At 37.8% G+C, this 26,303-nt stretch carries 24 protein-coding genes; 20 read left to right on the plus strand and 4 right to left on the minus strand.

Annotated elements, in window-relative coordinates; all coding sequences use genetic code 11:
* Window positions 1-5 precede the first annotated feature (5 nt).
* Window positions 6-2,048: an excinuclease ABC subunit UvrB gene (uvrB, locus tag FFJ24_RS20110; RefSeq protein ID WP_138818945.1), complete on the minus strand. Its 2,043-nt coding sequence runs from the start codon at window positions 2,046-2,048 to the stop codon at window positions 6-8.
* Between the two features lie 210 nt (window positions 2,049-2,258).
* Between uvrB and FFJ24_RS20115 the strand changes: the two genes are divergently transcribed.
* A complete protein-coding gene (locus tag FFJ24_RS20115) occupies window positions 2,259-3,419 on the plus strand; it encodes an ATP-binding protein (protein WP_138818946.1) in 1,161 nt (386 codons plus the stop codon).
* Between the two features lie 107 nt (window positions 3,420-3,526).
* Here the strand turns inward: FFJ24_RS20115 and FFJ24_RS20120 are convergent, their stop codons facing one another.
* Both FFJ24_RS20120 and FFJ24_RS20125 read right to left on the minus strand, forming a co-directional pair.
* Complete coding sequence (locus FFJ24_RS20120; RefSeq protein WP_138818947.1) at window positions 3,527-5,899, minus strand: M1 family metallopeptidase; 2,373 nt, start codon at window positions 5,897-5,899, stop codon at window positions 3,527-3,529.
* 11 nt (window positions 5,900-5,910) lie between these two features.
* The gene (locus FFJ24_RS20125; RefSeq protein WP_210419404.1) at window positions 5,911-6,495 is read right to left on the minus strand and encodes a HupE/UreJ family protein; all 585 of its coding nucleotides are present in this window, start codon (window positions 6,493-6,495) and stop codon (window positions 5,911-5,913) included.
* Between the two features lie 192 nt (window positions 6,496-6,687).
* Here FFJ24_RS20125 and FFJ24_RS20130 point away from each other — a divergent pair, with 192 nt between their 5' ends.
* The 15 genes from FFJ24_RS20130 to FFJ24_RS20195 all read left to right on the plus strand — a co-directional run bounded on the left by FFJ24_RS20130 (window position 6,688) and on the right by FFJ24_RS20195 (window position 18,102).
* Window positions 6,688-7,194: a DUF6702 family protein gene (locus FFJ24_RS20130; protein ID WP_138818948.1), complete on the plus strand. Its 507-nt coding sequence runs from the start codon at window positions 6,688-6,690 to the stop codon at window positions 7,192-7,194.
* Between the two features lie 135 nt (window positions 7,195-7,329).
* Window positions 7,330-8,598 (plus strand): hypothetical protein, encoded by a 1,269-nt coding sequence (locus FFJ24_RS20135; protein ID WP_138818949.1) that lies wholly within the window; start codon window positions 7,330-7,332, stop codon window positions 8,596-8,598.
* A 268-nt stretch (window positions 8,599-8,866) separates the two neighbouring features.
* On the plus strand, window positions 8,867-9,511 hold the full coding sequence (gene upp / locus FFJ24_RS20140) for a uracil phosphoribosyltransferase (protein ID WP_138820769.1): 645 nt from the start codon (window positions 8,867-8,869) through the stop codon (window positions 9,509-9,511).
* Between the two features lie 38 nt (window positions 9,512-9,549).
* Complete coding sequence (locus FFJ24_RS20145) at window positions 9,550-9,996, plus strand: hypothetical protein (RefSeq protein ID WP_138818950.1); 447 nt, start codon at window positions 9,550-9,552, stop codon at window positions 9,994-9,996.
* Window positions 9,997-10,035: 39 nt separating this feature from the next.
* Entirely contained in the window at window positions 10,036-10,200 is a 165-nt protein-coding gene (locus tag FFJ24_RS26190; protein WP_168202513.1) for a hypothetical protein, read from the plus strand.
* Between the two features lie 172 nt (window positions 10,201-10,372).
* Window positions 10,373-11,062 (plus strand): YjjG family noncanonical pyrimidine nucleotidase, encoded by a 690-nt coding sequence (locus FFJ24_RS20150; RefSeq protein WP_138818951.1) that lies wholly within the window; start codon window positions 10,373-10,375, stop codon window positions 11,060-11,062.
* A 77-nt stretch (window positions 11,063-11,139) separates the two neighbouring features.
* Complete coding sequence (locus tag FFJ24_RS20155; protein ID WP_138818952.1) at window positions 11,140-11,844, plus strand: DUF4476 domain-containing protein; 705 nt, start codon at window positions 11,140-11,142, stop codon at window positions 11,842-11,844.
* A gap of 19 nt (window positions 11,845-11,863) precedes the next feature.
* Entirely contained in the window at window positions 11,864-12,382 is a 519-nt protein-coding gene (locus FFJ24_RS20160) for a DUF1569 domain-containing protein (protein ID WP_138818953.1), read from the plus strand.
* Window positions 12,383-12,423: 41 nt separating this feature from the next.
* On the plus strand, window positions 12,424-13,041 hold the full coding sequence (locus tag FFJ24_RS20165; protein ID WP_138818954.1) for a hypothetical protein: 618 nt from the start codon (window positions 12,424-12,426) through the stop codon (window positions 13,039-13,041).
* Window positions 13,042-13,116: 75 nt separating this feature from the next.
* Window positions 13,117-14,436 (plus strand): flippase, encoded by a 1,320-nt coding sequence (locus FFJ24_RS20170; protein WP_138818955.1) that lies wholly within the window; start codon window positions 13,117-13,119, stop codon window positions 14,434-14,436.
* Window positions 14,433-15,080 carry a class I SAM-dependent methyltransferase gene (locus tag FFJ24_RS20175; RefSeq protein WP_138818956.1) on the plus strand — a complete coding sequence of 216 codons (648 nt, stop codon included), beginning with the start codon at window positions 14,433-14,435 and terminating at the stop codon, window positions 15,078-15,080. Before FFJ24_RS20170 ends, FFJ24_RS20175 begins: the two co-directional genes overlap by 4 nt.
* A 12-nt stretch (window positions 15,081-15,092) precedes the next feature.
* Window positions 15,093-15,854, plus strand: a complete 762-nt coding sequence (locus FFJ24_RS20180; protein WP_138818957.1) for a class I SAM-dependent methyltransferase — start codon at window positions 15,093-15,095, stop codon at window positions 15,852-15,854.
* A gap of 253 nt (window positions 15,855-16,107) precedes the next feature.
* Window positions 16,108-16,506, plus strand: coding sequence for a GxxExxY protein (locus FFJ24_RS20185; protein ID WP_138818958.1), 399 nt, complete (start codon window positions 16,108-16,110; stop codon window positions 16,504-16,506).
* Window positions 16,507-16,598: 92 nt separating this feature from the next.
* The gene (locus tag FFJ24_RS20190; RefSeq protein WP_138818959.1) at window positions 16,599-17,516 is read left to right on the plus strand and encodes a glycosyltransferase; all 918 of its coding nucleotides are present in this window, start codon (window positions 16,599-16,601) and stop codon (window positions 17,514-17,516) included.
* A 130-nt stretch (window positions 17,517-17,646) separates the two neighbouring features.
* A complete protein-coding gene (locus FFJ24_RS20195; protein WP_138818960.1) occupies window positions 17,647-18,102 on the plus strand; it encodes a PA2169 family four-helix-bundle protein in 456 nt (151 codons plus the stop codon).
* A 180-nt stretch (window positions 18,103-18,282) separates the two neighbouring features.
* Here the strand turns inward: FFJ24_RS20195 and cphA are convergent, their stop codons facing one another.
* Complete coding sequence (gene cphA, locus FFJ24_RS20200) at window positions 18,283-20,898, minus strand: cyanophycin synthetase (RefSeq protein WP_138818961.1); 2,616 nt, start codon at window positions 20,896-20,898, stop codon at window positions 18,283-18,285.
* Window positions 20,899-21,194: 296 nt separating this feature from the next.
* Between cphA and FFJ24_RS20205 the strand changes: the two genes are divergently transcribed.
* The 4 genes from FFJ24_RS20205 to FFJ24_RS20220 all read left to right on the plus strand — a co-directional run bounded on the left by FFJ24_RS20205 (window position 21,195) and on the right by FFJ24_RS20220 (window position 26,172).
* Complete coding sequence (locus FFJ24_RS20205) at window positions 21,195-22,070, plus strand: cyanophycinase (RefSeq protein ID WP_138818962.1); 876 nt, start codon at window positions 21,195-21,197, stop codon at window positions 22,068-22,070.
* 106 nt (window positions 22,071-22,176) lie between these two features.
* Complete coding sequence (locus FFJ24_RS20210; RefSeq protein ID WP_138818963.1) at window positions 22,177-23,019, plus strand: isoaspartyl peptidase/L-asparaginase; 843 nt, start codon at window positions 22,177-22,179, stop codon at window positions 23,017-23,019.
* Between the two features lie 29 nt (window positions 23,020-23,048).
* Window positions 23,049-23,738 (plus strand): hypothetical protein, encoded by a 690-nt coding sequence (locus tag FFJ24_RS20215; RefSeq protein WP_138818964.1) that lies wholly within the window; start codon window positions 23,049-23,051, stop codon window positions 23,736-23,738.
* A 268-nt stretch (window positions 23,739-24,006) separates the two neighbouring features.
* Window positions 24,007-26,172 carry a carboxy terminal-processing peptidase gene (locus FFJ24_RS20220; protein ID WP_246862668.1) on the plus strand — a complete coding sequence of 722 codons (2,166 nt, stop codon included), beginning with the start codon at window positions 24,007-24,009 and terminating at the stop codon, window positions 26,170-26,172.
* Window positions 26,173-26,303 lie beyond the last annotated feature (131 nt).

The raw sequence follows: 26,303 nt of genomic DNA on the forward strand, positions 1-26,303 counted from the left end.
AATCGTTACTTGCCGAATTTTTCGTTAAACATTTTCTCTAACGCAAACATTTCGTCGCGCAGCTTTGCAGCTTGTAAAAAGTCCATATCTTTTGCTGCTTTCTGCATATCCTTACGTGTAGTATCAATTGCCCTTTGCAGTTCGGCCTTACCCATATATTGTACAATCGGATCTGCCGCAATACTGATCTCCGCATTTTCGACATAAGCCCTGGCTTTATTATCACTTGCTTTTTGAGAGAAATCGAGTACTGATGTTTGCTCTAAAATCGCTTCTCTTGATTTTCCGACAGTTTTTGGTGTAATGCCATTTTCAAGGTTGTATGCTATCTGTATATCTCTACGCCTGTTTGTTTCAGAGATGGTTTTTTCCATACTATCTGTAATGCCATCGGCATACATAATTACACGTCCTCTATCATTACGGGCGGCACGGCCAATGGTCTGGATCAATGATTTCTCAGAACGGAGGAAACCTTCTTTATCTGCATCTAAAATAGCAACCAAAGTAACCTCAGGCAAGTCTAAACCTTCACGTAAAAGGTTGATACCCACCAAAACATCAAATTCACCTAAACGTAAACCGCGCAGAATTTCTACCCGTTCTAAAGTTTTAATTTCGGAGTGGATGTACCTGGTTTTGATGTTTAAACGATCAAGATATTTTGTCAATTCTTCAGCCATGCGCTTGGTTAGCGTAGTAACCAGAATACGTCCGCCATCTTTTATGGTAATGTCTATTTCATCCAAAAGATCATCAACCTGATTAATGGCAGGTCTGATCTCTATAACAGGATCCAATAATCCGGTTGGCCTGATCACCTGCTCTACTACCACACCTTCTGATTTTTCCAATTCATATTCAGCAGGTGTTGCACTCACATAAATGGTTTGCGGGGCAAGGGCTTCGAATTCGTTAAAATTTAAAGGGCGGTTATCCAATGCGGCCGGTAAACGAAAGCCATATTCTACCAAAGATAATTTCCTCGATCTGTCACCACCATACATGGCCCTGATCTGCGGAACAGTAACGTGGCTTTCGTCAATTACCATTAAATAATCATCAGGAAAATAATCCAGCAAACAGAAAGGACGCATACCGGGCTGCCTTCCATCAAAGAAACGCGAATAGTTTTCAATCCCTGAACAATAGCCCAGTTCTTTCATCATTTCAATATCGAAATTGGTCCGTTCTTCCAGCCTTTTGGCTTCCAATAAGTGCCTATCGGCAATCAATTGGTTTTTACGGATCTCCAATTCTTCCTGTATACCCCAGATAGACTGATTAAAGCGGTCTTTTGGTGTAACGAATAGGTTGGCCGGATAAATAGCCATATCTTCAAGCTTCTCCAGAGTTTTGCCTGAAACAGGGTCGATTGCTGAAAGTTCTTCAATATCATCGCCGAAAAAAGAAATACGGTAGGCATGATCCAGATAGGCCGGATAAATATCCACGGTATCGCCCTTTACCCTAAAAGTTCCCCTCTTAAATTCGGTTGTGGTACGCGAGTATAAAATCTCTACCAAACTATGCAAAAATGCATTTCTCGAAATCCGAAGCCCTACACCAAAGCGGAAAACCATCCGGGAGAAATCTTCTGGATTACCCATACCATAAATGCACGATATGGATGATACCACGATAATGTCGCGCCTGCCACTCATTAGTGATGAGGTGGTACGTAAACGCAGTTTCTCAATTTCCTCATTTATGCTCAGGTCTTTTTCGATATAAGTATTGCTCGAAGCAATAAAAGCTTCTGGCTGATAATAATCGTAATAAGAAACAAAGTAATTTACCGAGTTTTCGGGAAAGAAATTTTTGAACTCTCCGTAAAGCTGTGCTGCCAGGGTTTTATTGTGACTCAAAATCAGGGTAGGCTTTTGGGTTTGCTCAATTACATTGGCCACGGTGAAGGTTTTTCCTGATCCTGTAACGCCCAGTAAAGTTTGATAATGTTCGTTAGCATTTACACCATCCACCAGCTGTTTAATGGCATTAGGCTGATCTCCGGTAGGTTGATATTCTGAGGTGATTTTAAATTTCATGAGTAAATCAAATATACGATTTAGGTACTAAACAGTAAAACAGGCAAAAGTCAGGAAAGTTGGAAATTGACTGGTTAATAAAATTTTTAAGATGATATAAATGATTTGTGATAAAAATTAAATATTGCGTTTAAAGCGTTTAAATAAACATCAACCTAGTAAATCAAAAGTTAAACTTTTGATTTACTAGGTTCTTTTGTATATTTGCTTATGCTAATTATCAGAAATCTTGCAGCACAGTTAAAGCATAAGCTTAAAAAGTCTCCTGCAATCGCAATTCTCGGGCCACGGCAGGTTGGAAAAACTACTTTAGCAAAGAGTTTAAGCAGCGATTACATGTACCTTGATATGGAAAATCCCAGGGATGTGGCTAAGCTACAGGATGCCTATACTTTTTTAGAAAGCTTGCAAGATTATACCGTAATTATTGATGAGGTTCAATTATTACCGGATTTGTTTTCTCTATTACGCCCTTTAATTGATGCAAAAAGAACTCCTGGAAGATTTATATTGCTTGGATCTGCTTCTCCTGAATTGGTTAAGGGAGTTTCTGAAACATTAGCCGGAAGAATTTCTTACAATGAACTATATCCCATAGGGTTAACGGAACTGCCGGAGGAATTAAACTTCGAGCAGCATTGGTTCCGTGGTGGGTTTCCAGAATCTATATTGGCAGAAACCGATTTGTTGAGCAAAGAATGGATTGATGATTTTATTGTAAGTTATGTAGAAAGAGATTTGGCAAAAATGTTTAACGTAGACTTAGCGCCAACTTTGCTAAGAAACTTTTGGAGTATGCTTGCTCATTTGAATGGAAATTTATTTAATGGAGAGTCTTTCGCGAGATCGTTAGGCGTAAGCGCACCTACTGTTAATAAGTATTTAGATTTTTTAGAGGGAGGATTTTTGATCAGACGTTTGCAGCCATGGTTTGTTAATGCAAAAAAGCGTTTGATTAAGTCGCCTAAGACCTATATAAGGGATACGGGGATTCTTCATCGTTTATTAAATATTCCAGGTTATAACGATCTTTTTGGTCACCCGGCTATAGGTGCATCCTGGGAGGGCTATGTAATTGAGCAGATTTATCAGATGAAGGCTAAGCAGACTGACCTTTTTTTTTACAGGACGCAAACCGAAGCAGAATGTGATTTAATCCTGGTTCAAGGCATTACACCAATAGCATGTATTGAAATTAAACTGTCAAATGCTCCAACAGTATCAAAAGGGTTTGTTAGCTGCATAAAGGATCTGGAACCGAAGTATAAATATATCATTACGCCAAAAAGTGAAACTTACCGGATATCAAATGATATAACAGTAATCAACCTGAAAAATTTCTTAGTGAATGTTTTACCTCAAATACAATAAAGATCCCCGTTGAATTTCAACGGGGATCTTTATGAAATCCTGTCATGTAGAAGCTTTAAGATTCCCAATCCAGTTGGGAATGAAGATCCGCGATAATAATGATACTATTATTTCCCTGCAGCTGCCTGCATTGGATTTTTACCAACCGACTGGCCCCTTACAGTAGTACTTGCCTTCATTTTGTAAGCCTTAAACTTGCTTTCTTTTCCTTTGCCTCCCCATACGTTATTTGAGGTATCAATATCAGCAGTTTCGAGCAAAGGATCTATTAAAATAGAAGCCACTTCTTTATCTTTTACATAAAATTTAGCGGTTTTCAATTCATTATGTCTCCATATTTGTGCCGGAATACGGTCAAGTTCTTTTGTACCATCCTTATAGGTAAATTCTACAATGATTGGCATCACCAAACCTCCCTTATTGCTAAAACTTAATTCGTATAAGAACTTATTATCGTACTTTCCTTTTTCTGCTTCCGGAACAACATCTGCAGAAAACGGAAGATTTGTTTTGGTAGATATTGTAGTATCTACAGTCACCATTCCTCTATCGTATTTATAATAAAAATCCTGTGCTGCAGTATTTTTATCTACATAAAAGCTAATTTTCTTGTCTTCACGGTTTCTGATTTTTGAAATATCCTCAAAAGCATTTACCATCGGTTTATCAATTTTCATCATTCTCGATCTTGCCGCCGGAAGCTCTTTAGGGAAGTCTGCTTTAGCAAATTTCACACTATCTAAGGAAATGTCGCAAGGCTCGGTTCCATAAAACCAACCTCGCCAAAACCAATCTAAATCTTCGCCACTGGCATCTTCCATAGTACGGAAAAGATCTGCCGGCTGAGGATGTTTGAAAGCCCATCTTCTAGCATATTCTTTAAATGCGTAATCGAATAGTTCTCTGCCCATAATGGTTTCGCGAAGTATATTCAGACCTGTAGCTGGTTTTGAATAAGCATTTGGGCCAAAACGAGCAATGTTCTCCGAGTTGGTCATAATGGGTTCTAACTCATCTTTAGGCAGTTTCATATAATCAACAATGGTGTAGGCAGGTCCTTTTTTACTTGGGAATTTGTTATCCCAAAGCTCTTCGGTTAAATATTCAACAAAGGAGTTCAAACCTTCGTCCATCCAGGTCCATTGACGTTCGTCGCTGTTTACAATCATCGGAAAAAAGTTGTGCCCAACCTCATGGATAATTACACCAAGCATTCCGTTTTTGGTGCTTTCGCTATAAGTTCCATCTGTATCCGTACGGCCATAGTTAAAACAAATCATCGGATATTCCATCCCATTGGCTGCTTCAATACTTTGTGCAACCGGGTAAGGGTAAGGAATGGTAAAATCTGAATAGGTTTTTATCGTATGCGCTACTGCACGTGTAGAAAATTTACTGTACAGGTTGTAAGCTTCTTTTCCATAAAAACTCATACACATTACGGTATTGTTGTTGGCCTGAATTTTTTGTGGCATAGCATCCCAGATAAATTTACGGGAAGAAGTCCATGCAAAATCGCGAACATTACTGGCGTTGAAAACCCAGGTTTTTTTAGCGGTTGATTTTTTGGTTTCTGCTATTTTAGCTTCAGCCAAAGTTTGAATCTCGACAGGTGCAGTTGCGGTTTTTGCAGCATTGTACCTGCTCAACTGCGTAGGACTTAAAACTGCGCTGTAGTTGATACATTCGCCAGTTGAGCCAACAAGGTGATCAGCAGGAACGGTCATCTGGACTTTAAAATCGCCAAAAGTTAAAGCAAACTCACCTCTTCCTGTAAACTGATGGTTCTGCCAGCCTTGAAAATCGCTGTACACACACAAACGTGGGTACCATTGTGTCATGGTAAACAGGTAATTGCCATCTGCCGGGAAGAACTCATAACCACCACGGCCACCAACGCTCATCCTGTCGGTAATTTTGTAGTTCCAGTCTATATTAAAGATAAATTTCTGTCCGGTTCTTAAAGCTACCGGTAAATCAACCCTCATCATGGTTTTATTAACCGTATATTTCAGGTTTTTACCAGTAGCATCTGTTAGTTTGGTGATATTGATCCCATTGCCATTGTTTGCTTTCGAGCTCAGCTCATCTAAAGACTGGATACTTCCTGCGGTTGGCATTCTGGTTGCATCCTGATAGTTTGCGTTCTTATCGGTGCTATGCTCATTTTCATCAAGCTGTAACCAGATATAGGTTAAAGGGTCAGGAGAATTATTGGTATAGCTTACGGTTTCAGATCCCGTAAGTAACAGATTTTTTTCATCCAGCTCACATTTGATATTGTAATCGGCACGTTGCTGCCAATATTTAACCCCAGGCGCCCCGCTGGCTGTACGTTGTTCGTTTGGTGTTGGTAAAATGGTACCCAACTGCTCAAATTTATTCCCATGGTTGCTCCCGGGGTTATTCTGAATATTTTGAGCCATAGCAAAACTTCCAGAAAGGAATAGCAGGCCGGTTAAAGTAAATAGTTTATTCATTATACGGTTTATTAAAAAGGAATTCGTTCTAAAGCCATTTTTAAAGCCAGGCTAAATACGGCTGCTGATATAAATAAAACCCAACTTATACGTTTTATGCGGGTGTAATTGAAAATAAAAAAAGTAATCAATAAAATGATAATCACCATAAAAATCTGCCCTGCCTCAAGTCCTACATTAAAGCCGAATAATCCCCAGCCAATGTTCTGGTCTTTTGCCAGCATGATCCTGATGGAATTGGCGAAACCCATGCCATGGATCAATCCAAAACCCAATGCCAAAAAGTAATTGATCTTGATAGATTTTAAGGAGAAATTCTTTCTGAACAAATTACTTATTGCTGTAATGACAATGGTACATGGGATTAAAAATTCTACCCACTTACTATCAAACCTGATCATATCCAATACGCTTAAAAGTAAGGTAAATGAATGGCCGATAGTAAAGGCTGTAACCAATATAAGCACCTGCTTTAAATTAACATAACTGTAAATAGCTACCAGGGCCAAAATAAACAGCTGGTGATCTAAAGCGTCGGCACTGATAATATGCTCCCAACCCAGTTTAAAATAAAATATAAAATCTTGCAACGGCATCAAACAATAAGCTAACTATTGGATTTAAAATAGTTTATAAAGCTTAAAATTATGTTTTTAATTACAAAAAGCCCAAATATCCTTAAAACAAAAGCATAAATACCAAATTTGTTACTAATTTTTACGTTATTTAAGGCAATTGCCAGGTTTAGCCTTTAAATCTTAACTTTGCTGGTTATAACACCTTAATTGATGCATAGATTAAAATATATCCTTTTGTTATTATGCTGTGCCTGCTGTTCGGTTAAAGCAGGAATAAAACATCCTTTACATGTAAGCACAACTGAAGTAAACTTTAATGCAAAGGATAAAACTTTAGAAATAAGCTGCAAAATCTTTTCAGACGATTTCGAGTCAATTTTAGCCAAATTATACAAACAGAAAACCGATCTGAGCAATCCGAATATGAAAGGTACGATGGATGAGTTGGTGAAAAAATACCTGCTTTCTCATTTACAGCTAAAAGCCAATGGCAAAGCTGTTTCCATGAACTATATTGGATTTGAAATCGATCATGAGGCTACTAATATTTACCTGGAAGTTGAAAAAGTTGCAGCCATAAAATCTGTTGAAGTTAACGACACGATTTTATACGATATGTTTGATGATCAGATGAGTATAGTACATGTAGTGAAAGGTGCCAATCGTAAAAGTACTAAGATCCTTTATCCTGAGAAGAAATTCACGGCAAACTTTTAATTGTAATTTTTGTATTAGATAACGATTCAATGTTAAATTACCGTTAATTTTAATGGTCAATATTAGTTAGGTTAATATAGGCTGAGAAATATTTCTTGTAATCTTTTTTTAAATACAGCGTTGTTAAAAATAGTTATGCATCTAATCATCTTCTCCAACATATTAACGCCTCGGATTAAATATATCTTCAATTTCATTTTTAAAGATATCCTTAAAGCAGAAGTAGAATTTACAGGCAATAGCGCGTATTTTTTGCAGAGCGAACACATCAAAATCAGCTATGGAGATGAATCCTTAGGCGAAGAACTTTTCTTTAAAAGCACACCTTTGCTTTTCTCTAATAAATTAGAAGAAATTAAACCTAAAACCATTTCATTTGGAGAATATCAGGTGCCTTTTCCGGTAGAGCAATCGACCTTACCATTCGATGTTTTTGCTGCATCCTTTTTTATGGTCAGCAGGTATGAAGAATACCTTCATCAGCTAAATACGGAAGAAGAGTTTAAGCCCTCAAAAAGTTATCAGCATAAGTGGAGGATTCTGGACAGGCCTATTATTGATGAGTGGGCATTAATCATTAAAAGTATCATCAGGAAAAAGCATCCAACCTTTAAGTTTCAGGAAAAGAAATTTCAGCACCAGTCCACCATCCATTTTAGTATGTTAACCCATTTGCCTGAGGGTTTTTTAAACAGGACTAAATTTATTTTCAGCGCTGTATTTAAGAAAGAAAATAATTACCTGAGTTCAAAATTCGATCGGCTCACCGGAGTTGGAATCAATAATGAGCAGGTGCTGGAAGAAGTAAATAAAATCGTGGCTTCTAAAAAAAATAAAGTCCTTTATTTTGTCGATTTTCCTGAATTGCCGATTGATTATATTAAAATTAATGGCATTTCTAAGCATTTAGAGGAACAATCTGTCGGCTTATTGAGGCCCTGCGCAAACAATAAGCAAAAGATGACTGAAATTAAAGAAGGACTGGTCAAACTCAAGAAAATCCAGCCTGTTGCCATTCCTTTAACCAGTCAGCAATTGGAAGTATTAAAGTTTCCAATTTGTTATTTAAACATTCTTAATTCTGGCATTACCTCAGATTATTCTATGGGTTATGGCAATGTACCAGGATTTAGGGCAGGAACGTGCACTCCATTTAACTGGTATGATCTCCAGCTCGAAAAAGTAACACCTTTGGCCGTTCATTCCTATTGCTTGACGGATCATGACCTTCAATTTTTACCGCGCGAAGCAGCGACAGAAAAAATACATCAATATATTGATGCGGTTAAGGTTGTAAATGGAACATTTTACAGCAGTTGGAGTTTAAAAAATTTATCAGATCATCCTAAATATAAAAAATTGAGGTTACTATTTATCGAAACGCTTAACTACGCAGGGAATTGATTCTCCAATCAACTCTTTAAACTGACCATATAAAGTCACATGAGAAAATATAAATCTTCATGCCCTTATATTTTCTAGATGGTTAATCATTGAGGATGCTATTGATCTTACAATTGGTAATCTACCTTGAAACCGGACTATTTTTTAAATTATCTGTTTTAGAATTACTAATTTTAACCATTAAACGCAATTGGCAAAGTAAAATAATATAATATAATCTTAACGTCCTAATTAGTGCTTGATTTTATAAACCCGAAAACACAACATGATGATTTTTGATGTTAGCAAGACAAAATCTATCGCCAATACTTTTATTGCCGAACTCCGGGACGAACATATCCAGAAAGACTCGATGCGTTTCCGCAAAAACCTCGAAAGACTTGGTGAGTTCTTTGCTTACGAGATCAGCAGATCATTGACATACACTCACCAGGAAATCGTAACGCCTTTAGGTGTATCATCTTGTGAAGTTTTAAGCCAACAGCCTGTTTTAGCTACCATACTCCGGGCGGGGTTACCACTTCAACAGGGCCTGCTCAACATCTTCGACAAAGCCGAATGCTGCTTTATTTCTGCTTATCGCAAAGTAGATAAGGGCGGCGATTTTGTAATTCAAATGGATTACATTTCTACTCCGGATTTAGAAGGAAAAGTTTTGATTATGGCCGATCCGATGCTGGCCACCGGACAAAGCATGGTGATGTGCTGTAAAGAGCTGATTAACCGCTACAAAATTGCCGAGCTTCATATCGTTGCTGCAATAGCGAGTGCTGAAGGCGTTGCCCACGTACGCGCCAATCTGCCTAAAGCAAAACTCTGGCTCGGGGCAATAGATCAGGAAATGACCAGTAAATCTTACATCGTACCGGGTCTTGGCGATGCCGGGGATTTAGCTTATGGAGAGAAGATTTAGGTTGAGGTTTATATATTTGAAGAAGACTAAATTTATATATGTTCTTAAATCAATATGAATATTTTGCTGAAAAAAATTTCCTAACTTATCAATTTACGAGTGAGGGTGTAAATGGTTCGATTCAAAAAATTGTCCAATACTCAAAGTTAAATATTCCAGGAATAGGTACTGTTTACAATCTGGGGTTTGGCGATCTTATGGAGGATGGTAATATAAGCGATATTACAAACAGCAATAATGGAGACATGGAGAAAGTGCTGTATACCGTTGCTAATACTGTTTATGATTTTTTGGACCATTACCCTGATGAGTTGATTTTTGCACACGGGAGTACACCCATAAGAACAAGATTATATCAGCGAAAACTAATGCAAATGCTACAAATAATTAGCACAGAATTTGATGTATATGGTTTAGGAGACGAAGGATGGGAAGAGTTTACAGGAGAGGAAGCATATACAGCTTTCTTGATAAAGAAAAAATAAACTGTTATATTTGATAACAACAAGGGAAGGAGAGACAATATGCCTACTACAATCAAAAAGGAACATCAAAACATAGATCATGGCAATGCTATTATCAGTACGCATGTGAAAGGATATGAGAATGATCAATACTTTATTAAAAAGACTGAAGAAGCGCTGGAAATACTAAAGAAATTTGGGCTACCCAAACCAAAGAAAAAATAATTACAATGCCTGGCTTTCAGGCATTTTTTTTTGACCGATTAAATTTGGTTCTATTAGGAACCTAAATACTGAGATTTAATTATCAATTTATAGGAGAAGAAACTAAAAGCAAAGGTGGCTGATTATTTATAAATCAAAGATCATTAAGTTACCTTTGTGAAAAACATCACGAATGAAAAAACATATCTTCTTCGACCTTGACCATACCATCTGGGATTTTGACCGCAATGCCGAAGAAACATTAAACGAGCTTTATCATACTTATAAACTGGATGAACTCGGCCTTAAATCCTGCGCCGATTTTATCAGCACTTACACCGAAAATAACCATCAGTTATGGGCCGATTATCACCTGGGCAAAATCACAAAAGATTTTTTAAGATCGGAGCGTTTTAGCAAAACGTTTATTCAGTTGGGAATTCATCCTGATGCCGTTCCACCTCAGTTTGAAGACGACTATGTAAATATTTCACCAACTAAAACAAATTTGTTCGAAGGGGCTGAAAACGTTTTGGGCTATCTTCAACAAAAGTATACTCTGCATATCATTTCTAATGGGTTTAAGGAAACAACCTTAACCAAAATGAATCTTTCGAATCTTAATCCATATTTCGAAAATGTAATCATTTCGGAAGATGTAGGGGTAAATAAACCAAATCCGGTCATTTTTGAATATGCACTCGATAAAGCAAAGGCTTTAAAGGCAGAAAGCATTATGATTGGCGACAGTTTAGAAGCCGATATTTATGGTGCTTTAGGTTTTGGTATAGAGGCCATCTTTTTTAATCCTTTGCAAAAAGAAAAACCCGAAGATGTAAAACAGGAAATCTTTCATTTGGAAGAATTGTTAAAACTTTTTTAACCCTACTCCTTTTTTGTTTGGTTTTGGCATTTGTTTGGCATTAATTCAAAACACACACAAATGAAACCTTAATTAAAATGAAAAAAACCATCTTTTTAGGACTGGCAATGTTATTTGCTACCCTAAGTTTCGCTCAAAACAACCGCAGATCTGCCGAAGTTTTCTTAGAAATCCTTAATCCGGGCAAATACAATGTGTATTTAGACGAAGAACTTGTTTCGTCGGCCAAGGGTAGATTTCGCTTTTACGATGTCTACAATTCTACACCAGTACTATCTATTATTCAGGGCAATACGGAAATCTTAAAACAACGGGTAAGGGTGATTCCAGAACAAAGGCTCGTTTTAAGCCTGGAAGGTAAGGAATTAATCACGCTGAAACAGCTAAATATCTTTCGGAACAGACAATATGCGCTTGACGATTTTGACGGGTACACCGGAGATTATAATACGGGTATTGTTCCGCCAGTGCTGCCGCAGCCAGATCCGTATTACAGATTACTTTCTGAAGATGCTTTTCAGACTTTTTTAGTGCAATATAGAAAAGAGAATTTTGATGATGGCAGATTGAGGATGATCAATGTGGTAACAAAAAATGCATCGTTATTAAGTGCTCAGATAAGGATTCTTTTAAAATCTTTCACTTTCGATGATCAACGTTTAAAGGTAGCCACAAACCTGTATAAAAACGTAGCCGATCCGCAGAACTATTTTGCAATATCAGATGTTTTTGTTTTTCCATCCAATAAAGATGATTTCTTAAAATATTTGGAGAAACAGTAATTCGGCTTATCTTTATTAAATGACGGCTGCAAAAGTTAAGGCATCGATACATCAGGTAGTCGATGCCTACAAATCGAAATTATCGCGTTACCCTGAAGATATTTTCCAAACTACCCCTCCAATTTCTGGCTGGAGTTATAGCGAGGTATATTCACATATTTTTGATTCGAGCCTGCTTTCCATAATTGCCTTTGCACATGCTGCAAATGGCAAAGGCGAAAACAAACCCACTCATTTTATGGTAAAACTGATTTTATTACTGGGCGCGTTACCTCCGGCAAAAAAGTATAAGGTACCTAAACGGCTGGCAGAGCGTGTAAAAAAGATCAGTAAAACAGAGGCCCTCGATTTTATTTTGGAATTTGAAAAAGCTTTGGACGATAACTATCCATTACTTGTACATGCAAAAGCCAATAGCAAAACGAAACACCCAAGATTAGGTTATTTAAATGCTAAACAATGGCTTAGGTTTATAGAAATACATTTAAAGCATCACCTAAAACAGTTAGAAAGAATAGAAAAGAGCTTTACTCAGTAAATTAATTTCGCCATATTTGGTTAATCCTAAAATATGTGCTCATGAAATATGTTTTTTATCTCTCCATGCTCGCTATACTTTGTGCCTGTAATGGTATCGAAAAGAAAGAAAGTGCTCAGGCGGTTATTCCAACTCCAACCGGGCTCCAGGGACTAAAAAAAAGCAATGTTGCTGAACCTGCAACGCAGAATACCAAAGGCAATCTGATCTTTAACCCGCCACATGGTGAAGCCGGACATAGCTGTGCGCTGGCCGTTGGTGCACCATTAAACTCTACGGCAAGGGTGCAGCCTCAACAAAATACAAATCCACAGCCTACACCTGCCCCAGCGGCGGCTGTTGTAAATCCCTCAGGAAAAAAACTAAACCCTAAGCACGGAGAGCCTGGTCATAGATGTGATATCGCAGTTGGCGCGCCTTTAAATAGTAAGCCAACACAGGTGGTTACCACTCCCCAACCCGCCGTTACGCAGGTATCGGGTGCGAAAGCAGGAAAAGGTTTAAACCCGCCTCATGGTCAGCCGAACCACAGGTGCGATCTTGCTGTTGGCGCACCGTTAAATAGCAAACCTGCTCCAGTTGTAAGCCCGGTGCCGATTCCAACGTCTGAGACTAAAAATACCGGGACAAAAGTGCTGGAAACAAAAAGTGAAGGTTAACAATCACATAGGCAATAAAAATATTTGAATTTAGGGTACCACACTTAACGCACATTTTTTTACATCTTTGCGTTAATGAAATTACCCGCCATAAAAGGTTTTGACGAAGAAGCATTTAACAAGTATTTAAAGAATACGGGGTGGGTGATTTTTGGCAAAGGCCTGAGTTTGATCGTAAATGTTTTAATTACGAGTTATCTCGGTCCAATTTTATTCGGCGATTTAAGTTTTGGGCTTTCATTAGTGGCCATCCTTGCTGCTGTTGGGGCCTTGGGTCTTGATACCTTTATCATCCGCGAAATTATTCAGGAACCTGCCAAACGTGATGAGATTTTAGGTACATCGCTTTGGCTTAGAATAACAACAAATGCCCTTCTTATTCCAATAGCGGTTGGGATTTACCTCGTCAGCCATAATCTTTCATCCAATCCAGGACAGCCTTTAACCTTGCTGGTTGGTTTACTCGCTTTCGCCTCTTTTTTCAAATCGTTTAATGTTATTGACGCTTACTTTCAATCGCAGGTACAGTCTAAATATGTTGTGCAGGTTCAGAATATCTGCCTCATTACCATTTCAATTATCAAAGTTGCCATCATTGTATTGGGCCTGCCTTTAATTTATATCGTTTTTGCTTATGTTTTAGATGGCTTGATCTTGGCCGTAGGCTTAGTTATCGTTTATCAGAAAAAAGGCTTCAGTATTTTTGACTGGACCTTTGATAAACAGCGGGCAAAATCTTTGTTAAGAAAATCTTCTCCATTGATCCTTTCCGCTGTGATGGTCTCCATTTATATGAAAATCGATGTGGTGATGCTTAAAAGCATTGGCAGTAAGGCGATCGGGATTTACAGTTCTGCTCAGAATTTAAGCGAAGCCTGGTATTTTATCCCTGTGGCTATTGTTACCTCAGTATTCCCTGCGCTGTTAAATGCAAGGAAAACGGATATAGACCGTTACCAAAAACGCCTTAAAAATCTTTACGATCTGCTCGTTTTTATAAGCCTTCCGGTTGCTTTATTCATCAGCTTTTTTGCGGCTGATATTATCCATTTGATTTACAGGGGAAAATACGATGGGGCCGGCCCAATGCTTTCCATCCATATATGGTCGGGTATTTTTGTTTTTCTGGGTACGGCTAGTTCTCAATATTTAGTAGCAGAGGGTTTTACTAAAATCTCATTTTATAGAACGGCCGCTGGCGCAATGGTCAATATATTTCTAAATCTTTGGCTTATCCCAAAATATGGCGGCGTAGGAGCGTCTTTTGCAACGCTTATTGCCTGTTTTGTTTCAACATTTTATCTTTTATTAATTCCTAAAACACGTCAACAAGGTATAATGATGTTAAAATCATTATTTTTGGTCACCGCATTTCAAAAAATATTTAAACTTTGAGTACTCTTAAAGCATTAAGCACATTAATTGCAAAGCCTAGCAGGCTTAAGGCATTATTATCATACGGACATAAGGGCTACCTGAACAGCATTGGCTGGTTTACAGCCTTTGACAAAAAACAGGCCGTAGACGGACAGGGGAAGGCTTTACCTTGGGTAACCTATTCGTTTATCGATTTTATTAAGGAGCGAATAAACAAAACACAGCACATTTTCGAATATGGCTCTGGCAGTTCTACTATTTTTTATGCAGAAAGAGCTGGCTCAGTAACCTCTGTTGAACACGATAAAGGCTGGTTTGATAAAGTAAAAAATACAAGTCCGGCCAATGCAGAAATGATCTTCTGCCAATTAGAAAAAGATGGTGAATACGCTAAAAAAGCAACTTTGCTCAATAAAAAGTTCGATATTATTATTGTTGACGGACGGGACCGGGTAAACTGTTGTAAGTACAGCGTTGATGCTTTATCAGCAAATGGGGTATTGGTTTTGGATGACAGCGAGCGTGAGGTGTATAAGCCTGCACGTGTGCTATTGAAAGAACAGGGATTTAAGGAGATAAGTTTCAGCGGTATTTCGCCAGGTCTTTTTTACGAAAAAGCAACTTCAGTTTTCTACAAGCAGCATAATTGTTTAGGCATTTAATCAGTCAGGATCATGTTAAGCGAAGAAGTAAAAACAGCCTACGATAATTTTTATACCAACAGCGATGTGGCCTGGAGAATGCTTGGTGCAAAATATAAAGCCCAGAACATTGTTGATGTATGCAAAGGACTAAAACCTAAAAAAGTACTTGAGGTTGGTGCCGGAGATGGCAGTATTTTACATTTTTTAAATGAATGGCATTTCGCACCAGAACTTTATGCTTTAGAAATTGCACAAAGTGGTGTAGATATTATAAGGGATCGTAAGCTCGCCAGTTTAAAAGAAGCACAAACTTTCGATGGATATAAAATCCCTTATGAAGATGATACTTTCGATTTGATTATTCTTGCTCACGTTTTAGAACATGTGGAACATGAGCGGATCCTGATCCGTGAATTGAAAAGAGTTGCAAAATATATTGTAGTAGAGGTACCTAAAGACTATCGCTTTGGTGTAGACGAAAGAATGAAACACTTTTTGGATTATGGTCACATCAACATGTATACGCCAACATCTTTAAGGTTTTTGCTGCAAAGCGAAGGGTTGGAAATTTTAGAAGATAAGGTTTCGATGACTGCTCCTGAAACAGTAAAATTTAATGAGTTTATCAATAGAAAAGCACCTAAAACATTTTCTAAAAACTTAAAAATTGAATTGGAATACCGGATTAAGAAAACCCTGGGTAACTTATTCGGCAGGAAAAAACAGGAACAGTTTGCCAATGCCTATACCGTGTTAACCAAAAAGTCTGACCATAACCTGCAGATATTTTAGTGATTATGTGAATACAGAGCGCAAGATATATCCAAACTTATATGAAACTTAAACTTCTTATGTGGTGAAACCGTAACTGGATATACTATATCTTATAATACTTTGAATTTTATTCTGGCCATTTAACCATATAAGGAATAGAAGAAAATATAAGCGTATTGCTCTTACTCCCAAAATTAATTTAATATATTGCAATAGAAATTAAATTCTGTTAAAAATACATCCCCAGTTAATTATTAATAAAAAATAGAGGATGTTGTTAACTAGAAATTACTTAAAGGACTTAGTTTCCAAGGTAAACGGAGCAGCCATCGAGGTACACAGGACATTAGGCCCAGGGCTTTTAGAATGCACTTATCATAAATGCATGATTCACGAGCTGGAAATCAGAAATGTTAATTTCAAATCTGAGTTAACTATCCCAATAGATTATAAAGGGTTAATAATTGATTCAGAACTAAGGTGTGATTTATTAATTGAAGACTCTCTAGTTGTTGAATTTAAAGCTGTTGAAAACGTTGTACCAATCCATGTAACTTATATGAAACTACTAAAATTGCCTCTTGGACTAATGATAAATTTTAATTGTTTGCATATCTTTTCAGAAGGCCAAAAAACATATGTAAACGAGATATATGAATCAATTTATTGATATACTTTTGTCATAGCTTATACGAAACTTAAATTTCTTATATAGTAAAAATGCCTAGCCCGCTTATTGATAAGCTTAATTGATAAATATAAATGCAAAGCCTTGCCCCAATAGCACTTTTCGTATACAATCGTCCGCAGCATACCGAGCGTACGTTACAATTTCTGCAACAAAATGAACTTGCTGCACAAAGCCATTTGTATATTTTTTCTGATGGTGCCAAAACCGACCTGGATAAAGAAAAAGTTACTGCAGTAAGAAAAATCATCAAAAAAGCAGATGGTTTTAAGTCGGTTAAAGTAATTGAAAGTAAGGTTAATGCAGGCTTAGCCAATGCGGTAATTGCAGGGGTAACCCAATTAATAGCAGAATACGATCAGGTAATTGTGTTTGAAGATGACCTCATTACCTCTCCGCATACCTTATCGTATTTCAATAACGCTTTGAACCATTACCGCGAAGAAGAAAAAGTAATGCATATTGGAGCCTATATGTATCCTTTAAAATCAGATAACCTTTCACCATCTTTTTTCTACAGGGCAGCAACAAGCTGGGGCTGGGCAACATGGGGAAGAGCATGGAAAAACTTTGAACCGGATATAAACATTCTTATCAAACAGTTTGATAAAAAGAAAAGGACTGCATTTTCCATCGACAATAAAATGAATTTCTGGAAACAAATGCAGGAATTTAAAAGAGGTAAAAACAATAGCTGGGCCATAAGATGGTATGCTTCTATCTTTTTAAAAGGAGGTATCACACTTAATCCATCACAATCACTCGTTAACAATATTGGTCACGATGGCACGGGCGTACACTCTGGAATAAACGATATCTATAACGTAATTATCAACCCCAAACCAATTGTAGAATTCCCTACTGTTATCGCCGAAGACCCCATCGCATACAAAGCCATCAAGAGCTTTTTGGTTAAGCGAAAAGGCAACATGGTAACGCGGGTCAGGCGTTTTGTAAAAGAAAAGCTGGCACAATATTTTTCCAAACAATAACAATTGGCAGTCTGTCCGCTAATCAAAAATAGCTGATATAGCTCAACGTTGTGGTCAATTAAAAAAAATGACAAACCTTTTTTAATTGCTCATGTTGCTTTTATACATCGAAACTATAAAAATAAAAAACATGAAAACGACAACAGAAACAGCAGAAGTATTAAACGATTTGATTCAAATTAATAATGATCGTATTGAAGGTTACGAAAAAGCCCGCCAGGAATTAAAAGATGAAGATGCCGACTTAAAAACGTTGTTCTTAAATATGATAGGTGAAAGTCAAAAATATAAAATGGCATTGGCAACAGAAGTATCGGCTTTAGGTGAGGATATTGAAACAGGAACAACCAATTCGGGCAAAATCTACAGGGCCTGGATGGATGTTAAAGCACTTTTTACCGGACACGACCGTAAAACTGTTTTAAACAATTGTGAGTTTGGAGAGGACGCTGCACAGAATGCATACAAAATGGCCTTAGAGGAAGAAAATATCCCTTCAAATATCAGAGAACTGATTTCTGATCAAAAAGCATCATTAAGAACATCTCACGATGAAATTAAAAGATTACGTGATGCTCAGGCATAAAATAAATTAAAACATAAAATGAAAACCTCCTTCGAATGATTAATCCGAAGGAGGTTTTTCTTATAATTGCTTCGTCATCTCAACTGGAGCAACGCGTAATGGAGAGATCTATCCAGAAGGATTTCTCCACTTCATTGCATTCCGCCCGAAATTACCTCGATGGCAGAATAAATTAGTTACTTACGATTCTAATTCCCGATCTAAATGTTCAGTAACGCGCTGAATCGTATTATCAATAGTATTACTTAAAATAGTGAGGTAAGAGCCCTTCTTAGCATTTTCAATAGCGATCTGTAAACAAGCTGTACTCTTATTGTTTACTATAATCTCTTTATTTGGATCTACTTCTTTAATTCCTTTCACTAATAAATCAACCAGTTCTTGCTGCTGTCTTCCACGAAGATATTTCTCCTGACAAACATAAATTTTATCAAACATCTGTGCTGAAATCCGGGCCGTTTCGATAATGTCTTCATCCCTTCTGTCACCAGTTGCCGAAATAATACCTACATGTTCAGTCGCTTCTACCCCTTGCAAGAAACCTTTTACACCATTAAATCCGTCAGGATTATGCGCAAAATCGACCAGTACTTTAAAATCTTTGAACCTGAAAATATTCATCCTGCCTGGCGTATGTGCTGCTGAAGGGATAAAGGTTTCTAATGATAAACGGATATCTTCAGGTTTATAGCCCCATAAATAGGCTGCCAATGTTGCTGCAAGTACATTCTGGATCATAAAGTTTACAGAACCACCAAACGTTAAAGGAATATGGGTGGCTTTATCTACCCTTAATTTCCAGTCGCCGGTTTTGATGGTGATGTACCCATTTTCATAAATGGCAGCAATACCGCCTTTTCTACAATGTTCTTTAACTACAGGATTATTTTCATCCATGCTGAAATAAGCAACATTACAACGGGCCTCTTTAGCAATGCGAACGCAATAACCGTTATCCGCATTCAATACTGCCCAACCTTTACGGCGCACCGCCCCAATTACAACGGCTTTAACCCGGGTTAAATCGTCAAGATTGTGGATATCAGAAAGGCCAAGGTGATCTTCCTGGATGTTGGTAACCACACCAATATCGCAGGCATTAAAGCCCAAACCGGCCCTTAAAATTCCGCCACGGGCAGTTTCCAATACCGCAAACTCTACTGTGGGGTCTTTCAAAATAAATTCTGCACTTACCGGGCCAGTGGTATCACCTTTCATCAACATGGTATTGTGCACATAAACACCATCACTGGTGGTAAAACCGACACGTTTACCGTTGCTGCGGATAATGTGCGCAATCAAGCGGGTAGTAGTAGTTTTTCCGTTGGTTCCGGTTACGGCAATAATTGGGATCTGTGATAATTTACCCTGTGGATAAAGCATATCAATAACCGGTGCCGCAACGTTACGCGGTAAACCTTCACTTGGTGCCAGGTGCATCCTGAAACCAGGTGCAGCATTAACTTCTAACACCACACCACCATTTTCGGTTAAGGGTTGGGTGAGGTTCTGTGCCATGATGTCAATACCGCAAATATCCAATCCGATCACCCTCGAAATCCTTTCACAGATAAAAATATTCTGTGGATGAACAATGTCTGTTACATCAATTGATGTTCCTCCTGTACTTAAATTGGCGGTCGATTTTAAATAAACCACCTCTCCTTTTTCTGGAATGGTTTCTAAGGTATATTCTTTTTTAGCTAATAAATCCAGGGTATCACGGTCGACAGCTATTTCTGTTAACACATTTTCATGGCCATAACCACGACGTGGATCTTCATTCTCCTTATCAATTAATTCCTGGATGGTATGGATTCCGTTCCCTTTTACATGAGCCGGATCACGTTGTGCCGCAGCAACTACCTTATGGTCGATTACCAGAACCCGGAAGTCAAATCCGGTAATGAATTTTTCTATAATTACCCTTCTCGAATACGTTTTGGCATATTCAAAGGCAGCCACAGCATCTTCCATTGTTTTCACGTTAATGGTTGCACCTTTTCCGTGGTTGCCATCAAGTGGTTTAAAAACTAAAGGAAATCCAACCTTTTTAACAGACGCCTCGAGATCGTCAGGATTTGAAATGGTTACCCCTGAGGCCACCGGAATGGCAGCTTCGGTGAGCAAACGTTTCGTTTCTTCCTTGTTGCTGGCAAGATCTACAGCAATGCTACTGGTTTTTTCGGTCATAGTGGCCCTAAAACGCACCTGATTTTTACCATAACCCAATTGCACCAATGAACTTTTGTTCAATCTTATCCATGGAATACTTCTTTTTACCGCTTCTTCTACAATCGAACCTGTACTTGGGCCTAAGGCTTCCAGTTCACGTATTTCCTTCATCCTGCGGATATCGTGTTCTAAATCGTACTCTTCATTATTGATCAAAGCCTCGGCAATCCTCACCGCAGCTTCGGCCGAGTAAACACCTACCTTCTCCTCCAAATAACTGAAAACAACATTATAAATGCCTTCAGTTTTGGTCATGCGCGTTCTGCCAAAACCAGTTTCCATACCGGCGAGTGTCTGAATTTCCAGCGCAATGTGTTCAATCACGTGCCCCATCCAGGTTCCTTCTTTCACTCGTGTAAAAAAGCCACCTTCAACACCTTTTGAGCAACGGTGAGTAAACATGCTTGGCAACAGTTTCTCAATCCTTTCGCTAAATCCTTCTATTACGTTTGTTGGTTTTTGCTCTAAATCTTCTAAATCCAAGCGCATCTGGATCAGTTTCTTCCGGCTAATAGACCATATATTTGGTCCTCTTAATACTTGTATATTTAATATCTTCATGTAATGTTTTGTTCGTTTTTTATGTTAAAGAAGGATTTAGGAATCGATCTTTATATTCAATTTTAAGAATGAAATTGATGACTGTAAATTATACATTTATTTTGAAAATAGACGCTCCAATTAGCTAAATCAATTTTAACGTGTATTTGTTTTATTTTCAAGCACAATCCTGTTAATTTTAGGTTATAAAATTTTAACTTTTGTTAATAAACTGAATATTCTTTACAAAAAAAGTCGTGTTTTTTATCTTAAGCCTATATATTTGGGTTTTTTGATACAATTATAATACACAAAGAATGGTTCCGAAAGGTAAACTCATCATCATTGGTGGCGCAATAAACACAGGTAGCTTCGCAGAAACGCAATTTGGACTACCTGAAAATATGAATTTTTTTGAGCGTGGAATTTTAAAACGGATTACTACAGAATCATTAAGAGATACGCAATCTCGTTTTGAAATCATCACCACAGCGTCATTGATGCCTGAAAAAGTGGGTGAAGAATATATTAAGGCTTATGCACAATTAGACGTACATAATGTTGGTGTTCTTAATATTTCCAACCGCGAAGAAGCCAATTCTGATGAAAATTGTGAGCGTATCAAAGCTGCAGAGGTAATTATCTTTACCGGTGGAGATCAACTCCGTCTTTCTTCAATCTTCGGCGGAACAAAAATACATCAGATTCTATTAGATAAGTATAGAAACGAACCGGTGGTTATTGCAGGTACTTCGGCCGGGGCCGCTGCAAGTTCTAAAAACATGATTTATCAGGGTAGTAGCAAAGATGCTTTACTTAAAGGTGAGGTTAAAATTACAGGTGGATTAGGCTTTATTGATGATGTTATTGTAGATACGCACTTTGTTCAGCGCGGAAGAATTGGTCGCTTATTATATGCAGCGGCCAGTAATCCCGGTATTTTAGGGATCGGTCTTGGTGAAGACACCGGCCTTTTTATTTCAGATGGTCATACAATGGAGGCCATTGGCTCTGGCATGGTAATTTTAGTAGATGGCCGCACAATGGCCGATACCAATTTAACCGATGTAGAAATGGGTCAACCTGTCTCCATTAAAAATATGGTAGTACACGTGATGTGCGATGGCGACGTTTATGACTTAACAGACCATAGCTTAGTGATCCACCATCCAAAGGTTATTCCTATAGCGTAATTCAGTTAGCATTTAACAGTGGGCGATTTTCAGCCAGGATTTACCCAATCTTGATACTTGCTACTTCCGTTTTGATACCTGATACTAACATCTCAATACTACAAAAATGAAACTAATCATACATGGCGGCTTCTTCAGCGAATCGTCCACCAACCAGGAAACGAAAAAGGCGAAACAAGATGCTTTGACTTCGATTGTTACGCTCGGTCACGAATATCTAAAAACGCATACTGCTTTAGAAACCGTTGTTTATACTGTTGCGCTGTTAGAAGATAACGAGCTGTTTAATGCAGGCATCGGTTCGCAGATCCAAAGCGATGGAAAAGTGAGATTGAGCGCAGCGCTAATGGATGGTAAAACTGAAAAATTTAGTGGCGTAATTAATGTGGAAGATGTTAAAAATCCGATACAGATTGCGCAGAACCTATTAACATACGATGACCGGGTGCTTAGTGGTGATGGTGCCAAGCAATTTGCAAGAACAAACGGATTTGAATATTTCAATCCAGTTACACCACAGCGCCAGTCAGAATATGAAGCTAAATTAAACCAAAATAATAAAAAGGGAACGGTAGGCTGTGTAGCGCTTGATAAAGATGGAAATTTAGCAGCAGCAACCTCTACAGGTGGAAAAGGATTCGAAATCCCTTGCCGGGTAAGCGATTCTGCAACCGTGGCAGGCAACTATGCCAATCAATATGCGGGAATTTCTTGTACCGGAGTAGGTGAAGATATAGTAAGCGGCGCCCTGGCCGCAAAAATTGTAACCCGCGTTACAGATGGTTTTTCTTTAAAGGAAGCATCAGATAAATCTTTTGCTGAACTTAAAACTTTTGATGGCTTTGCAGGCATTGTAGGGATTTCTACAGCAGGGGAAGTGTACCATTGCCACTCTCATCCATACATGGTATGGGCATCTTTTGATGTTAATTTACAGGTATTTAGCTGAAATTAGATTTAAAGTATTATTTTTGTTGCATGACCAAAATTGTATTGGCTTTAATTGGCCTTTTTGCATCATTACAACTACAAGCTCAAAATATAGATAAATCTGAGATCCAGGAACCTAATGGTAGTGCGATAAACATAGCAGTATCTAAATTTGACCTGGAAGATGGGAATTCTTTTTTTGAGGAAGCAGAAGATTTTGAGCGAAAAGGCGATTACAATGAAGCCCTCACCTTATTTGGCAAAGCTGCTTTCGAATACAATGCCGTAAAAAACTTTAACAGGTATGGGCAGGCCATTATCAAAATGAGCAGTATGCATTATCAACTTGGGCGTTTTACTGATGCGGAGCAGATTCTCTTAAACGTTGCCCTAAAAAATTATTCTAAAACTGGAAACAGAGCAGGAGTAATGAATACCTATAACCTGCTAGGCAAAGTTTATCTGGCCAATACCAAGTACACCCAATCAATGTGGTTCTACACCCAGCAGGGTATTCTTGCAAAACAATTAAAAAGCAACAACGCTTATATCGAATCTATTTTAGGCATTGCCCAGGTTAAAATTAAAAAGAAAGATTTTACACTTGCGCTGAGAGATCTGAAATCAGCAGAATGGCTGGCCAACTCCATTAAAACCACCCAGTATAAAACACAGATTAAAGATGCCAGGGAAATGATTGCCAGCAAAACCACCAGTAAAAAGGTAAACCCCAGCTAATTTAAGTACATATTTTCCATAAATTTTCCTCAATTACCTAAACATAGTCTTCAGGGGCCTGTAACTGACTAAATTTTGGCTATTTACTAAAACAAAAAATAACCCTCAACGTTCTACATAAGAAATTGTTAAATAAAAAGCTTTTAGTTAGATTTGATAAAGTTTTAACAAGAGACAGTAATAATGCTGTCTCTTTTTTGTTTTTTTGCTAAAATGGTATCATATTGGCTATATAGAATTGGAAATGGATTTTAAATCATTTAAAGAGATGTTAAAGAGAATATTTTTTGTAATTTTTACTGCGGCAGTACTTGCTTGTCATGCTGCACCTAAAACTCAGCCAATGGTTGAGGGGGTTACCAATGTGAAACCTGATGAGCAGCAACAACTTGTTATAAAAGAGGTTGTAAATTTGATCGAGAGTTACAATTATAAAAAAATTCAGATCAACGATTCTATTTCTTCGATCATTTTAGATAAGTATATCAAGTCTCTGGATCAGGGCAAAAATTACTTCCTGGCATCGGATATCAAGGAATTTGAGAAATACAGATATACCCTGGATGATGATTTTAAAAATGGCGATCTGAGCGGACCATTTTTCATTTATAACATTTACGCCAAAAGACTAAACGAATATTTCACTTATTCTCTGGCTCAGATTAAAACAAAATTCGATTTTAATCAAAATGACAGTTATGTATATGACAGAGAAAAGCAGCCCTGGGCAACTTCTTCAACAGCATTAAATGATACCTGGAAAAAACGTGTTAAATACGAATTAATCAACTTAAATTTAGCTGGCACAGCTGAAGCAAAGAATGTAGAAACATTAACAAAACGTTATCAAAACCTACAATCGCAAACTTCAAAAACCAATAATCAAGATGTTTTCCAGATTTTGATGGATGCTTTTACAGAATCGATTGATCCGCATACCAATTATTTTAATCCAACTAATGCCGCAGCATTTAACGAAGATATGTCTCGTTCTTTTGAAGGCATCGGTGCCCGCTTACAATTAGAAAATGAGGTGGTTAAAATTTCAGAAATTATTGCTGGTGGGCCTGCTTTTAAAGGCAAGCAGCTGAGTGCAGGCGATCGTATCATTGCCGTAGCCCAGGGTGATGGAGAATTTGTTGATGTAATAGGTTGGAGATTAGATAACACCGTATCAAAAATTAAAGGCCCAAAAGGAACTAAGGTGCGGTTAAAAGTAATCCCATCTGGAAAAGAAATGTCATCTAAACCAGTAATTATCGAATTAGTTCGTGATAAAATTGTTTTAGAAGAAACATCTGCCAAGAAAAAAGTTAAAACCATTAATAGTAATGGTAAAGAATATAAAATCGGGATTATTACTTTACCAGCGTTCTATGCAGATTTTAAAGCGGCTAACGCAGGTGATAAAAATTACAAAAGTACCACCCGCGACGTTAGAAAATTAATCGACTCGCTAAAAACTTACGATAAGGTAAATGCAATTGTAATGGATTTACGTGGAAACGGTGGTGGTTCATTGGTTGAGGCCATTTCATTAACTGGTTTATTTATCGATAGAGGTCCTGTAGTTCAGGTGAAAGATTTACGCGGTAAAATTGAAGTGGACGAGGATGAAAATAGCGGCGTAACCTGGGATGGGCCTTTTGGTGTAATTGTAGACCGTTTAAGTGCATCAGCATCTGAAATTTTCGCCGGTGCAATACAAGATTATGGCCGCGGGATTATTATGGGTAGCCAAACTTATGGTAAAGGTACCGTTCAATCTTCTATCGATTTAAATAAACTGGTAAACCCAAGTATGCTGCAAAGGGTAGCAGGGTTAATTTCTAAAGATAAAACCGTTGGCACATCTCCAAGCGGAGCAAGTCCTGCTGACATCAACTTAGGTCAGATTAACCTAACCATGGCTAAATTTTACCGTGTAGCAGGGAGCAGCACTCAGCATAAAGGTGTAACACCTGATATTGTTTTCCCTTCTGTTTATCCGATGGATAAAATTGGAGAAGATACTGAATCATCTGCCTTACCATGGGATGTTATTCCAAGTTCTAACTTTAAAGCAGTTGCAAATCTTACCCCTGTTAAAGCACAATTGATTAAAAACAGTGAGCAGCGTATTGCGAACTCCTTGGATTTTAAATACCTGAAACAAGATATTGCAGACCTTAAAAAACGTGACAACGAAGTTTCTGTAACTTTAAATGAGGCAAAACTTAAAGCTGAACGCGATGCTCAGGAAGCTAAAACACTTGCCAGACAAAATGAATTAAGGGCACTCAGAGGATTGCCAGCCATTAAAAAAGGCGATAAAATTACTAAGCAGGACGCTTTCGATTTCATTGAAGATGAATCGTTAAAAGTAATGGGCGATTTTATGCAACAATCCGGAAACTATGTGATGAATTTAGGCGTGATGCCAAAGAATAACTAAGGAATCTATTCCAACGAAAAAGGCCGTTTTAGTTTATACTAAAGCGGCCTTTTTTATATTAGATTTCAGAGTTGTCAACTTTAATGATCAATTCTATGTGAAGTTGACAACGCTAAAGGCGTATTATGCCT

It is taken from the genome of Pedobacter sp. KBS0701 (assembly GCF_005938645.2).
GTDB lineage: Bacteria > Bacteroidota > Bacteroidia > Sphingobacteriales > Sphingobacteriaceae > Pedobacter.